The organism is Rhodospirillales bacterium, from assembly GCA_023898785.1.
In the GTDB taxonomy this organism is placed as follows: Bacteria; Pseudomonadota; Alphaproteobacteria; order Micavibrionales; family Micavibrionaceae; genus TMED27.
In genome coordinates this window covers 2,000,596-2,014,393 of sequence record CP060239.1, presented here as the reverse complement: position 1 = coordinate 2,014,393, position 13,798 = coordinate 2,000,596, and the positions used below count along the sequence as shown (strand labels likewise).

Annotated in this window: 13 protein-coding genes and 2 pseudogenes; 7 read left to right on the top strand and 8 right to left on the bottom strand. The window is 49.7% G+C overall.

Features of this window, described 5'->3' with window-relative positions; genetic code table 11:
- Window positions 1-322: 322 nt before the first annotated feature.
- Together H6859_10025 and H6859_10020 are read left to right on the top strand one after the other, a co-directional pair.
- Complete coding sequence (locus tag H6859_10025; GenBank protein USO05460.1) at window positions 323-1,729, top strand: hypothetical protein; 1,407 nt, start codon at window positions 323-325, stop codon at window positions 1,727-1,729.
- Window positions 1,683-1,937, top strand: coding sequence for a helix-turn-helix transcriptional regulator (locus H6859_10020; GenBank protein USO05459.1), 255 nt, complete (start codon window positions 1,683-1,685; stop codon window positions 1,935-1,937). The genes H6859_10025 and H6859_10020 overlap by 47 nt, the downstream gene beginning before the upstream one ends.
- A 700-nt stretch (window positions 1,938-2,637) precedes the next feature.
- Here the strand turns inward: H6859_10020 and H6859_10015 are convergent.
- The 6 genes from H6859_10015 to H6859_09990 all read right to left on the bottom strand — a co-directional run bounded on the left by H6859_10015 (window position 2,638) and on the right by H6859_09990 (window position 7,129).
- A complete protein-coding gene (locus tag H6859_10015; protein ID USO05458.1) occupies window positions 2,638-2,889 on the bottom strand; it encodes a hypothetical protein in 252 nt (83 codons plus the stop codon).
- 53 nt (window positions 2,890-2,942) lie between these two features.
- Entirely contained in the window at window positions 2,943-3,737 is a 795-nt protein-coding gene (locus H6859_10010) for an undecaprenyl-diphosphate phosphatase (protein ID USO05457.1), read from the bottom strand.
- A 430-nt stretch (window positions 3,738-4,167) separates the two neighbouring features.
- On the bottom strand, window positions 4,168-4,623 hold the full coding sequence (locus tag H6859_10005) for a TRASH domain-containing protein (GenBank protein ID USO05456.1): 456 nt from the start codon (window positions 4,621-4,623) through the stop codon (window positions 4,168-4,170).
- A gap of 26 nt (window positions 4,624-4,649) precedes the next feature.
- The gene (locus tag H6859_10000) at window positions 4,650-5,276 is read right to left on the bottom strand and encodes a DUF2231 domain-containing protein (GenBank protein ID USO05455.1); all 627 of its coding nucleotides are present in this window, start codon (window positions 5,274-5,276) and stop codon (window positions 4,650-4,652) included.
- 10 nt (window positions 5,277-5,286) lie between these two features.
- Window positions 5,287-6,018, bottom strand: a complete 732-nt coding sequence (locus H6859_09995; GenBank protein USO05454.1) for a copper resistance protein B — start codon at window positions 6,016-6,018, stop codon at window positions 5,287-5,289.
- Window positions 6,008-7,129 carry a multicopper oxidase domain-containing protein gene (locus tag H6859_09990; protein ID USO05453.1) on the bottom strand — a complete coding sequence of 374 codons (1,122 nt, stop codon included), beginning with the start codon at window positions 7,127-7,129 and terminating at the stop codon, window positions 6,008-6,010. Before H6859_09990 ends, H6859_09995 begins: the two co-directional genes overlap by 11 nt.
- On the opposite strand from H6859_09990, the pseudogene H6859_09985 reads away from it, so the two are divergent.
- Window positions 7,026-7,331: pseudogene (locus H6859_09985) on the top strand (DNA cytosine methyltransferase). The gene H6859_09990 and the pseudogene H6859_09985 sit on opposite strands and share 104 nt — an antisense overlap.
- Window positions 7,332-8,273: 942 nt before the next feature.
- A complete protein-coding gene (locus H6859_09980) occupies window positions 8,274-9,530 on the top strand; it encodes a site-specific DNA-methyltransferase (protein ID USO05452.1) in 1,257 nt (418 codons plus the stop codon).
- 96 nt (window positions 9,531-9,626) lie between these two features.
- On the opposite strand, the gene H6859_09975 is transcribed toward H6859_09980, so the two are convergent.
- On the bottom strand, window positions 9,627-9,998 hold the full coding sequence (locus H6859_09975; protein ID USO05451.1) for a DUF983 domain-containing protein: 372 nt from the start codon (window positions 9,996-9,998) through the stop codon (window positions 9,627-9,629).
- 237 nt (window positions 9,999-10,235) lie between these two features.
- Between H6859_09975 and H6859_09970 the strand changes: the two genes are divergently transcribed.
- The 3 genes and pseudogenes from H6859_09970 to H6859_09960 all read left to right on the top strand — a co-directional run bounded on the left by H6859_09970 (window position 10,236) and on the right by H6859_09960 (window position 13,438).
- Window positions 10,236-10,496, top strand: coding sequence for a helix-turn-helix transcriptional regulator (locus H6859_09970; GenBank protein ID USO05450.1), 261 nt, complete (start codon window positions 10,236-10,238; stop codon window positions 10,494-10,496).
- 2 nt (window positions 10,497-10,498) lie between these two features.
- A complete protein-coding gene (gene sulP, locus H6859_09965; GenBank protein USO05449.1) occupies window positions 10,499-12,181 on the top strand; it encodes a sulfate permease in 1,683 nt (560 codons plus the stop codon).
- Between the two features lie 151 nt (window positions 12,182-12,332).
- Window positions 12,333-13,438: pseudogene (locus tag H6859_09960) on the top strand (IS3 family transposase).
- A 126-nt stretch (window positions 13,439-13,564) separates the two neighbouring features.
- Here the strand turns inward: H6859_09960 and H6859_09955 are convergent.
- Window positions 13,565-13,798, bottom strand: a complete 234-nt coding sequence (locus tag H6859_09955) for a hypothetical protein (protein ID USO05448.1) — start codon at window positions 13,796-13,798, stop codon at window positions 13,565-13,567.

The window sequence follows — 13,798 nt, the reverse complement described above, 5'->3', positions numbered from 1 at the left end:
ATTCATCGTCATGAAGAACGGTCTCTTTTTTATGACAACGAATCCCTGAACGCAATGAGCATGCAGCAACATCTCGTCGAATCAAGGGGATAAACTTTAGGAACTATCCCGCCAACACCACCAGACTTAGCAACACGCCTTCCTATGCGACATCCTGCGCAGAAATTCAAAAATAAACACTATTAAAAAATAATATTATATATGAATTAATTTGCAGCTAACACGCCACCATCTTGCCCCTTTATTCGAAAAATGTAAACTCAACATTCGAGGGGGTGATTGTATCCCCAACTTCAATCTACAGAAAATAAAGGATACCGTCATGTTTAGGAACGCCCTTTTACTTACGTCTGCGTCTGGTTTGATTTTTGCGGCAAGCCCGGCGCTAGCCGAGCAAATGTCGATGGAAGAAATTCAGGCGCAGCTGCAGCAATTATCGGCTCAGGTTCAAAACCTATCCAAAGTTGTTGAACAACAAAACGAAGTCATTAAGAATCAGGAAGCCGCGTTGCAAGCGCAAAAGCAAGCCTCTGCCGAAGCAATATCGGAGGCGGTTGCCAACATACAACCGGCTGCAGGAGGCGTTGTCGGCGACGTCAAAATTTCGATGAAGCCATCCCCGAAAATTGAATCGGCAGACGGAAAATACTCTTTCCAACCATTCGGTCGTGTACACCTCGATACGACACAGTTCGACGATGACGCTTTTGACTACGCCAACAATTCAAATTTCCGCCGTGCCCGCCTTGGGTTTAAAGGCAATCTCGGCGAAGACTTCAATTATAAATCTGAAATCGATTTTGCCGGCGAAGCTGTCGCTTTTAAGGAAGTGACCCTGACCTATACCGGACTTGATGCTGCGGACATTAAAGTCGGTCACCAAAAACCATCCGTAGGTATGGAACAAAACACAAGCTCCAACTATCTGATGTTTATTGAGCGCTCCGCTCCGACCAATGCTTTCACACGTGATGAGGAAATCGGTGTGAATGTTCTGGCCGGCGGGGACAACTGGTCCCTGGGTGCGGGCGTCTTCAATGAAGATGGAGGCAATAGTGGAACGGGTGAGGATGAAGACGTTACCTTCGATGTTCGGGGCTCTGTAAATGTTCTGGGTCTTGGCAGCAATGCCTCTGACAGTGTATTGCATCTTGGTGCCGGTTATAGCCACCGCGAACCCACAGGCAATGTCCGCTTCAGAGCCCGTCCCGGAACAGGCGACGGAGCCCGCACGATCGACACAGGGAATTTCGGTTCCGTTGACGATGTCGGCGTTTACAACGCCGAACTGGCCGCCGTGTTTGGCCCGGTCAGTTTCCAGGGTGAGTATTTAAAAGCGGATGTCAGCCGTAGCGGTGGAAATCAGGACGCTGATTTTGATGGCTATTATGCCCAGGCAGGCTGGTTTTTAACGGGCGAGAGCCGCCCTTACAACGGGAAAATAGGGAATTTCAAACGCGTGAAACCTAAAAATCCGTTCAGCCTGAAAAATGGCGGCTGGGGCGCGTGGGAAGTTTTGGCCCGCTATGATAATACGGATCTGAATGATGCAAGCGCGGGTATTACCGGCGGAGAAATGGATACTGTGAGCGTGGGTGTAAACTGGCACTTGACGGACCATATCCGCCTCATGGCTAATGTTATTGATGTGGATTCGGATGCTAACGCTGCCACCGCAGCAAATGACGATCCAACAGTTTATAACTTCCGCGCACAGTGGGATTTTTAAATCAAAAGCGACCCCTTTTAATTACAAAAAGCTCCGCGAACATGCGGAGCTTTTTTATAAAGACACTTTAAGCCAAAAACTCACGCAGGAACAACTGGCCGTTCTGGCGGGTGTGAGCAAGCCGACGCTCAACAGTTTCGAACAGGGCAAGACAACGATAAAGCTGGAGAGCGCGCTCAAGATTTTAAAGGTGCTGGGTCTGGCATAAGGAAAATTGCAAACATACTCTCATGATTTTTTGGACGAATCTTCGAAAATCACCCGTGACATTTCCGGAAAAGTATTGTAGTTTCCAGCCCATAGCAAAAGGCCGCGGTAGCTCAGTGGTAGAGCGCACCCTTGGTAATTAAGAAAAATTGCCTCCTCGCTTGGAAACTGGCGAGAGAACACTGCTCAAATTCGGGGAAACCTCCCGGACTTAAACAAAGTCCATGGCAATCCCGAGCCAAGCCTCTTAGAATGGGGGAAGGTGTAGAGACTAAACGGGCAGCACCTAAAGCCCCGGACTTGATCCGGGGGTATGGTGAAGAGATAGTCCAGGCTGCAAACGCCCCAAATTTCATATGATTTGAGGGGCGGCGGTGAAAGCCGTGGCGGTATGAAGGGTGAGGTCGAGAGTTCAATTCTCTCTCGTGGCACCATTTTAACAATTACGAACTTTGTCTACGCTTTTTCACCTCCCCTGTGAAGCCCAGTATATGTAAGGTTGCCCTGTGAATTTACCGCCCAAAAGACCACACCCTTCGGGGAGAGATTCTCTCTCTGGGGCCGTTTTTCTCTCAAAGGGTGTGACCTCGCGTAATTGAGTCACACCCCTAAGAATTGTTATTTTTAAGTATGTTGCAATGTATTAAAAAATTAACGGTTTAAGGATGCTCTGCATACCAATAGATAGGAGAGGCAAACTTTTAATGATGGTGCATAGTTTCATCCATAGCACCGTGATCATGGCTCATTTCCGGCATCGGGCCGCTGGCATATTTCTGGAAGTTTTCTTCATTCTCGAAATAATAGACCGTTTTGTCCGGTCCGGCACCAATAACAGCTTCGGCCTTATTTACGGTATTGCCGCTAACCGGATCGACAGCAGAACGAACAGGGTTTTCCGCCTGACGCGGATCGCGGACTGAATGACGATGGCCAGTACGTTGACTCGGCATACGCGAGAGCTGGATAGCAAGGTCATCAATTTCATGAAGAACGTGAAAGCAGCCTAAAAGAAAACAACCGCAATCACGATGCCTGCTGCGATGCGGTACCAAGCGAACGGCACAAAGCCGTGGCGGCTGATAAAATTCACGACAAACTTTATAACCAGCAGGGCGCTTAGGAAGGCAGCAATAAAACCTGCGGCCAAAAGCCCAGTTTGGTCAAACGCCATGATTGCTTCGCGGTTTTTATAAGTGTCGTAGAGAACAGCTGCAAACATCACGGGGATTGAAAGAAAGAATGAGAACTCTGTTGCCGCTGGTTTTGAAAGGCCAAACGTTAGCCCGCCCATGATGGTTGCGCCCGAGCGCGAAACACCGGGAATGAGCGCCAACATCTGGCAGCAGCCAATCAGCAGCGCCTTGCGCGGGGTGATTGCATCGACATTCTCGACCGTAGTGTTTGTAAAGCGTTTTTCAAAAATCAACATGATGATTGCGCCGATAATCAGCGTGAAGGCAATAACATGTGGATTATAGAGCATGGTTTTGATGGCGTCATGAAACAAAGCGCCAATAAGCAGGGCTGGCATGCTTCCGAGAATAAGGTTGAGTGCAAATATCTGTGATTGCTTTTCACGGAGGATGCACATGGCTGTGTGAAAAAGTTTAACCCGATAGAGCCACATCACTGCAAAAATCGCTCCGATCTGGATGAAAACCTCGAACACATGTCCCGGCGGCGAGGGGAAGTTCAGGCCATCGACAAGCACGATCAAATGCGCAGTCGAGGATACGGGGATAAATTCCGTCAGGCCTTCGACGATGCCGACAAAAATGGCGGTAAGAAAATCATACATCGGTGGGAGTATTCCGTTTATTTGAGTTATGGTGGTTCCGACTGGACTTGAATCCGCATGGCCTTACGGCCAACGGATTTTAAGTCCGTTGTTATAATATTGCACCCTTGATTTAATTTAACAATTTCATTTTTTATAAAAAAGCGTGTAAGTTTTTGTGCGCTTGTGTAAGCCAAAATCTGCTGCGCCTAAGTCAGCCGTAGACGCTTACACAGCGTTTTTCAGACTGATAAGTATAGAGATGTTACCACCTTTCAAAAGACCCAAAATTCCGATTTATAGACTTAGGCAGAAGTTAGTCACACTAAACGCAGCCGCAAGGTATTTGCTATCACGCTTATGATCCCAGCATGGGTGCGCATTATAATCATACTCATGATGAGAGTGATGCGATTTATCCTGATTCATTTTTTCTCTCTTAAATATAGAGTTAATGATGGTCTTCGTGTTTTTGAGGTGTATTATCTCCATTCATCATAGAGTGATCCATGCCTTCCATATGATCATGGTTCATTTCCGGCATCGGGCCGCTGGCGAATTTCTGGAAATTTTCTTCGTTCTCGAAATAATAAACCGTTTTGTCCGGTCCGGCACCAATAACGGCCTCGGCTTTGTTCACGGGATTGCCGCTAACTGGATCGACAGCAGAACGAACAGCGGGGTCTTTAGCAAGCCTGTCTTTGCACATCGGGCAGCAGCCGTAATAGGTTTTACCTTCGACCTCTACAGCGATTTGCGGCGTGTCGTAGCTTTGATTATTCACCATACATACAAATTGTGCCTCGACAGGCTTCAGCCAATCTGCGGCATGATCGTGGGAATGTTCCTGCGCCATGGCCGGAACAGTCATAATCGCGAGTATTAGTGTCATAAGTAGTTTTTTCATTTTCTTTCTCCTTTTTAGAGTTGGGGTTAATGTTGATGTGCGTTGTGATCGTGATGACTTTCATCCGTATCAGGCATTTCCGTGCTCGGCATGGTGTCGTGATGTTCTTCTGGGCTTTTTTCAGTATGCTCGTGTCCGCCGTGGCTATGGTGATGACCTCCGGCCATACTCATCTGCATGGGAATAACGCCAAGGCCGTGGCGGTAAACAAGCTCCGCTCCTTTATATCCGGTTGTCGCCAGCATAAGTCCAGCTATTGTAATAAGCCCTACAAAGACCAAATTTGTTCCTTTTCCGAAGTCAGCTTTGACGCGCAAAGTCACAGAAAAAGACCATAGTGCCAGAAGCACAAACAAGGCAGCGGTGCTTAAAGCCCATTTACGGTGATCGAGCATGGCAAGATGCTGATGTTCACTGCTATGGGGAACAGAATTAAAGGCATAAAATCCGGCTATCACCGTAGCAATAGTGGCCAAAGCCCCAAGCCATAAATTCCACCTTGCAACCGTTACAAGCTGGATATGCCAGGACTGTTTCCTGACAAATATCTCTGCGATAAACAACACGGCAGAGACGCTTAAAAGCGCGATTGTAAAATGCACCAATATGGGGTGCCAGTTTGGTATAATTTCCATGTTCATCATCATGTCCATGATCTTCCTCCTAAAACATTAAGCGCAGGCCGACCCCTGCAATAAAGTTGTCATTGTCCTCACCGTTACTTTTGGCAATCGAAGAGGTTTCACCGAATTTGCGCTCATAACGGACATCGATATAAGGCGCGAATTTACGGGTAAACTCGTAGCGGGTTTGAAGGCCGATTTCGCCATCAGTCAAACCTGCACCGATTTCCTGATCCTCAACATCCTGCGCCGATAAATTGACTTCTGCGTATGGCTGTAAGATTAGGCGCTGTGTTACAAGAAAGTCGTTTTCCTCTCGCAATCGCGCCGTAACATCGCCCTCGTCACTAACGAATAGATGCGCCTCCGTTTCAAAGAAATACGGCGCAAGCCCTTCAACCCCAAAGACTGCATAGGTAGTAGAAGTCGGCTGCGTATCGTGGCGAAGCCCTGCCTGTAAGTCCCAGAAGGTTGCAACATTACGGCTGTAGAGCGCTTGAAATTCGGCTTTTTCTGTTACGCCATCGGAGTTTTCAACTTCGCTTCTGAGCCAGAGTTTATTTTCATCCGTCCCATACCAGCCATCAATATCGAAACGGGCAACTGGGCCGTGTTCTCCGGCTCCGTAATCCGTTTCTACCCTGAACATGTGATAGGCTTCCGATCCATGCTGATGATCGGCAGGATTGTGGTTATGAGCCTCTTCAGCAAAGGCAGGCATAGCCATGGCCAATAAGAACAATGATGTTGTGAAAAAAAGTTTAGTGCGCATGGTTGTGCCCTCCTTGCGTTTCAGTTTTTGTGTCGTGGTTCATTTGGGAGTGATCCATTTTACTATGATCCATACCTTCCATGGCGGGCATATCCATTTTCATTTGCCCGTGATCCATTTGAGAATGGTCCATCTTGGAATGATCCATGCCGCCCATATCATGATGCATTGGCTTTGCCGCTGCATTCGGCCTATAAGGCGCGGCCTTTGCGTAATCAGGGATGTCCGATGGATCAAGTTTGGCGACAACAGCTTTCGTCATCATGCCAGCGGCCATGTGGTAGAGAAGATGGCAGTGGAATGCCCATTCTCCTGCCTCATCTGCCGTCAGCAATACAGAATAGCTCCCGCCAGGCGGTACAATCACTGTATGTTTATTGGGCAGCTTTTCCATCGGCTGGCCGTTTTCAAGCTGCACAAACATTCCGTGTAAGTGCATCGGGTGCGCCATCATGGTGTCATTGACAAATTTCAGTCTGACACGCTCACCATATCTTAACTTCATCGGCCCAGAGTCGGAGTATTTCTTGCCATTCATCGTCCAGATATAACGCTCCATATTGCCGCCGAGACGCACCAGAATTTCACGCTCAGGCTGGCGCACATCCTTTTGTGTGCCAAGATAGCGCAGGTCGGAATAGCTAAGCTGCTTATCACCCTTGGGGGTGCCCGCTTTCGCCCAGCCGCTTTCCATCTCAGCCATCATATCCTCCATTTCTTCTGGCGTCATTTTACTATGATCCATGCCGCTCATATCATGTCCCATACCCATGTCGGCCATGGTTAAAAGAGTGCGGAAACGCTGCTCAGGAATTTCACCCTTCATGCCGTCACGCGGAGCCAGTGTGCCAAGTGCAAAGCCACTGCGATCAATCGGTTCTGCTGTAATCGTATAGGCTTTATCTTCCTTGGGCGTTACGATGACATCGTATGTTTCAGCCACACCAAAACGAAACTCATCAACAGAAACAGGCTCAACATTCTGCCCGTCCGATGACACAACCTGCATTTTCAGGCCAGGTATCCTCACTGCAGGATATCCGTGCCAGCCGTTCTCAATCGCCGGATCCAAACGCGCCGAAAAAGACCCTCGGCACCTCTGGCCGCACATCAAGGATATTGTCGGCGTTATCGAACCAGAAATTTGTTTCTTTGAAAACGTCTCTCACCACCTACGTCTGGGCTTCCAGCAAGTCCATGACGACTTACGATCAATGGGTTACAGCGTTGCGGCGGGCTTGTTTACTGCGGAAGAAGTCGGTGCGCCGCATAAGCGAGAACGCTTATTCATCCTGGCCTACCGTGACCGCGACCGATGCCTCGGTGAACACGGCACGGCCTGCGGAGAAAATGATCCGCAAGGACGGTCGCAATGTGCTGCGGACACCATCGCTGGCGGAGACAGTCATGCAACCGGCCGACTTCCCGTACACGAAACAGGATCTGGAAAAACAGAAATCCGGTCAGGATTACAAGACGGCGAAAGTCCAGTGGCCGACACCTCGGGCGCACGAGCCAGGGTCGAACAAGCCGCCGTTCAGCAAGGGGCTGTCACAGACAGCACGGCAATGGCTGACCCCGCGGGTGAGCGAGAGTGGCGAGAAGCAGGAAACCTTCCTGAAGCGGATGAACGACCGGACGGACGAAGTCCACAGTTCTCTGACGGCACAAGCCAAAGCATGGCCAACGCCATGCGCTCGGGACTGGAAGGATTCCCCAGGCATGAACGACCGGAAGACGCAGCAGATTTCGTTACCGTTTCTGGCTTTCCGGTCTGGCCACCATCCCCAGGCGACCGAGAGCAATGGGGATATGTCGCAGATGCGTTTAAACCCGCTGTTCACCGAATGGCTGATGGGATGGCCTTTCGGGTGGACAGACTTCGGCTCTGTGGAAACGGAGTGGTGCCACTGGTGGCAGCTTATGCGTTCCGAATTTTGCTTGCTGCTCTCCGTGCATGAACGGCACATCGCATCGTAATCCTGTGTTGCGGGATTGTTGCGGGCTTTGTCAACCAAGTGCCGAATTGTCAACCAGAGCGATCCTGTCAACCAAGCGGAAATCAAGTCGAAAGATTATCTAAAGAAATCAAAAGGTTGCAATCCCTGTTCTGTCAACCTGTCAACTAAGTTGCGAGGTCTGACGCTAAAAAACAAATGCGCGTTCGCCGCCCGTATCCGTTCGCCGCCCACAGTACCTTTTTTATTTTTGCGCTCTCGCGCAACAACCCCAGCAACATGAAAGCAGAGTGAAAAATGCACGAGCTCAAGGTCGAGTATCGATCAATAAATGATGTCACCCCCTACGAGGGGAACGCCCGCGCACACAGCGAGCAGCAGATCAAACAAATCGAACGCTCCATCATGCGGTGGGGCTTCTATAACCCAATCAAGGTAGACCAGAACGGTATTATTATCGCCGGACACGGTCGCCTCAAAGCTGCACAAAACCTCGGGCTTAAAGAGGTTCCGGTCATCGCTGTTCACTGTGAGACCGAGGCCGACCGTCGTGCGCTCACCATCGTTGACAACAGCATTGCTGAGAACGCTACGTGGAATGAACAGCTTTTAAAGATCGAGGCTGAGTTTTTACGTGAGGTCGAGGATTTTGATCTGGAAGATTTGGCACTCGATCCAGTGTTTCTTGATGAGTTGTTACTGTCAGACGGCAGTGAGGACGACCAGGGCGAAGGCGAAGAAGAAAACGTGCCAGAGCCACCGGACGATCCGGTGTCGCGTGTGGGGGATCTGTGGTTATGTGGCAGGCATAAGGTGCTGTGCGGTGACTCCACAAAGAAAGAGGATTACGAGAAGCTCTTTGGGGCGGAAGAGTTGGCCGACATGGTGTTTACCGACCCCCCGTATAACGTGAATTATGGCCGGACGGAGGAGACACGCGCCCGTGGTAAGGGCAAGAAAATAAAAGGCCGTGAAATTAAAAACGATAATCTGGGCGCGGCATTCGGCAAATTCCTCTCCGATTTGTGCGCCCTGGCACTCGAATATACCAAAGGCGCCATTTACATCTGCATGTCCGGCAGCGAAATGGCCAATCTGGAAAAGGCATTTACTGAGAATGGCGGTCATGTTTCCACGCAGATTATATGGGCGAAAAACCATTACACGCTCGGCTGGTCTGATTATCACAAGCAATATGAGCCGATTATGTACGGCTGGCGCAAAGGTAACGACCATTACTGGTGCGGTGCGCGAGATCAAAGCGACTTGTGGCACGTAAACCGCCCACAGGTTAACACCGTCCATCCGACAATGAAGCCGGTCGCGTTGGTCGAAAAGGCGATCCTCAATTCCAGCAAAACGCAGGATATTATCCTCGATCCGTTTGGCGGATCCGGCACGACTATGATTGCTGCGGAAAATACAGGGCGTTATGCGCGTCTGATCGAGCTTGACCCCAAATACGTGGACGTGATTGTCGAACGCTGGCAAGAAGCCACAGGAAAAACGGCCATCCACGCTGATACGGGGAAGGCATTCAAAATGAATGATTAACAATATCTTTATATCAAACTTTACGGGTGAGAAGACTGCAATGCTCTGCTTTTGGCTTTAGAGCTTCTCCACATCTTTCGCAATTGACGATAAATTTCAGTCGCTGTCTTTTTTGTTTCGGGTAAGCCAGATTGCCGCAATGAAAAGTCCTTTGGCGCGCGGCAGAATAAGAAAGACGCAAAGCAAAGCTATTATAATCAGTATAGTTGTTTCTACAACGTCCGGAAAAACATCATGTGTTACAAAATAAAATATAAACGGTGCCATGATGTGGCCCGTAATAAGAATTGTCAGCCACGGCGGTGCATCATCAGCGCGGATGTCTGAGAAATCTTCATGACAAACAGAGCAAATTTTGTTTTGTGTTATATATGATTTAAAAAGATTCCCTTGTCCGCAATTCGGGCAATCCCCTTTTATGCCGCGCCAGAGCACGTCCTGGGTTTTGTTTGTCTTGTTTTTGTTCATTTTCATATGCGCCAAATGATGTTTTATACATGATATTTATATCTTGAAACATTCTTTTATAATGCTTATATATGATTTATGAAGTCAAATACACAGCCTAAAATTATCAAAGATGATCTTCCAATCAAAAAACCGCCTCAAAAACAGTGGATCGATAAGCGTGCAGCCAATCAAAAAGAGCCAAAATACTTACTTCCCAAAGAGGAAGATTGCAGCAACAGAGCTACGGATTGAGTCATGATTACGTCACCACAACTTCGCGCCGCCCGCGCCTTGTTGGGCTGGGATCAAAAACAACTAGCTGAGCTTTCCGGCCTTTCACTGCCAACGATCCAGCGTATGGAGAGCAGTGATGATATGGTACGTGGCAATGTCGATTCTCTTACAAAAATAATAAGCGCCCTAAATGAAGCTGGGGTTGAGTTGATCGGTGAATCCGTCATCAGCACCGGCCAAGGCCGGGGCGTTCGCCTTATCAATAAATCCGAAGCGTCTTGAATATGATTCCTGCACATTTTACACCCAAGCTTTTTTCACTTCTCCGTCAGGGCTATAATTTTGATACGTTTAAATCAGATGTTATGGCTGGGCTAACCGTAGCTATTGTGGCTCTGCCCTTGTCGATGGCATTGGGAATTGCCAGCGGCGCATCGCCGGATAAGGGACTAATTACTGCCGTCATTGCCGGATTTTTAATCTCGTTTCTTGGCGGGTCGCGGGTTCAGATTGGTGGGCCGACTGGCGCGTTCATTGTTGTTATCTTTAACGTGATTGCCCAGTACGGCTATGATGGCTTGATTCTGGCCACGCTTCTGGCCGGAATTATCCTTGTCATTGCCGGGTATGCAAAATTTGGACGGGTCGTCAAATATATTCCCTATCCTGTTGTCACAGGCTTTACCGCCGGAATAGCGGTCATTATAGCCTCCTCACAGATCAAGGATTTTCTCGGTCTGCATGTTCCCGAAGTCCCCGCAGAATTTATTGCCAAATGGCAATCCTATTTTTTGCATATTGATACATTTAGCCTGATAACCCTCATCGTTGGGTTGGCAGCATTGCTAACGATCATCTTGTTAAAACGCTTTGCACCCAAGTTACCGGGCTATCTTATCGCCGTGGCGATAACGGCACTCACCGTTTTTGTTTTTCACTTGCCGGTTGAGACAATCGGCTCACGGTTTCCCGATATGCCTTCGGGGCTGCCAATGCCCCATATCCCAGCTTGGGATTTTGAAAAATTTATTAGCATCGTTCCGTCTGCTTTTACCATTGCCTTTCTGGCAGGCGTGGAATCTTTGCTCTCTGCCGTAGTAGCGGACGGTATGACAGGATATAAGCATCGCTCCAATCAGGAGCTTGTCGGGCAAGGTGTTGCCAATATCGCCTCAGCCTTCTTCGGTGGAATGCCCGCGACTGGGGCCATAGCCCGCACGGCTACAAACATAAAAGCAGGTGGAAAAACTCCAATGGCAGGGATGTTTCATGCCTTATTCATCCTGCTGTTCATCCTGTTTGCAACCGATATCATGGCTTTTGTGCCGCTTGCCGCGCTATCGGCGATTTTATTTATCGTGGCCTGGAATATGAGCGAATTTCAACATTTTATCCATATCTTCAGGCTCTCAAAAAGCGACCGTACTGTTATGCTTCTAACTTTTGCCCTGACGGTTCTGGTTGATTTGACTGTGGCTATTGGTGTCGGCGTGACCCTAGCTTCCTTATTGTTTATGCGTGAGATGAGCAAATCCGTTGTACTGCGTTCTCAGGGACGTCATATACGCGATATCTTTAACGATAACGAAGAGGATGTAGAGCAAAGGGATGATCTCCCTGTCGGCGTTGAGGTTTTTCGCATCACCGGACCACTCTTTTTTGGTGTTGCCGGAACGATGCTCGAAACCCTCCAATCTATGGGCGAAGTGCCAAAAATTCTTATTATCCGCATGAAACTGGTACCGTATATGGATGTGGCAGGCTTGAATGCCATGAGAAATCTTATGAAGGGATGCCATACCAAACACACAAAAGTGATCTTGAGCGGTTTGCAGCCTCAACCTGGGGATATGCTGGACAAGGCGGATATAAAAGACAATCACACAAATTTATGGATATCGGCCAGTTACGATGATGCCATTGCTCTTGCGCACCAGCTTGTCGCGGAACCTACGGTTTCAATGTAGATTGATGTTTTATGTCTCTCTTTTTTTGATTACGTAACTTTCTTTTCTTCAGATTCTGTATCAAGTTTTTCGATTTTATAGGCAGAGGTGGCCCCAAGAATTCGGACAGTGAGTTAAGCTACGATCTATGACCGAAGGAGGGTCATGGATTATGAGTAAGACAAGGAAGAACTACCCGGCGAAGTTTAAAGCGCAGGTTGCGCTGGCGGCGTTGCGGGAGGACGCGCCGATCACGGAGCTGTCATCCCGTTACGGGGTGCATGCGACGGTCATTCACCGTTGGAAGAAGGAGGCTCTGGCTGCGCTGGAGGCGGGTTTTGCGGGCAAGCTGGAATCGCGAGCGGACGCGCATAACGCCGAGGTCAGGGACTTGCACGCCAAGATCGGACAGCTGACAGTGGAACGTGATTTTTTAGCCGATGCCTCCGCCCGGTTGCGGTCCGGGGGCGGCAGGAAATGGTAGACCCGTCCAATGACAATATCGGCATCGCGGCGCAGTGCCGGTTGCTGGGGATCAGCCGCTCTGGCTGGTATTACGAGCGGCGCGGGGAGAGCGCGGACAATTTGGCGCTGATGCGGCTGATTGACGCGCAATTCCTGCAAACCCCGTTTTACGGGTCCCGTCAGATGGCCCGGCATCTGCGCCGTCAGGGGTACGAGGTAGGCCGCACCCGCGTGCGGCGTCTGATGCGCCTGATGGGAATCGAGGCGGTCTATCAAAGGCCGCGCACTTCGATGCCGCATCCCGGCCACCGGATTTATCCCTACCGGCTCAAGGGGCTCACGATCACCCGCCCGAACCATGTATGGTGCGCGGATATCACGTACATCCCTGTCAAACGCGGGTTTTTGTATCTGGTAGCGATCATGGACTGGGCCAGCCGGAAGGTGCTGGCCTGGCGGCTGTCGAACACGATGGAAACGCGCTTTTGCGTGGAGGCGCTGGAGGAAGCCATCGCCCGCTACGGGCCGCCGGAGATCTTCAATACCGATCAGGGCAGCCAGTTCACGGCGGACGCGTGGACGGGCGTCCTGAAAGAAAACGGGATCGCGATCTCGATGGACGGCAAGGGCCGCTGGATGGACAATGTGTTCATCGAGCGGCTGTGGCGGAGTCTGAAATATGAATGCGTGTATCTGAACGCGTTCGAGAGCGGCCTGCAAGCCAGGCGGGATATCGGGCGCTGGCTGGCGTTTTACAACGCGCAGAGGCCGCATTCGGTATTTGATGGACAACCCCCGGACGACGTTTATGATGAACGAAATTTTGTTTCTCCGGCCTCGGGCTTGCCGCCGCCGCCTAACGGCTCCGGCGGCCGCGCCCTTCACCCGGAGAAACAAAACCACAGGCAGGCGGCATGACAATAACCAACCGATCGTAGCTTAACTTCGCCGCAAAGCTGGCCGAAGAACCGAGACCACCTCTCCATTCACGCCTTTGGGAAGAAGATCGGCAATTTTGTTAAGGGTATCGACGCTGGATTTATTCGCGTAATCTATGACGAGAGTCTTGGGATCGCAGGTCAAAACATTGAGAGGCAAAACGTCAAGCAACGCTGCAAATTCTGGTTTTGATGTTAAAAATGGAATTGTTTTCTTCAATGCAGCCTGTCCCAT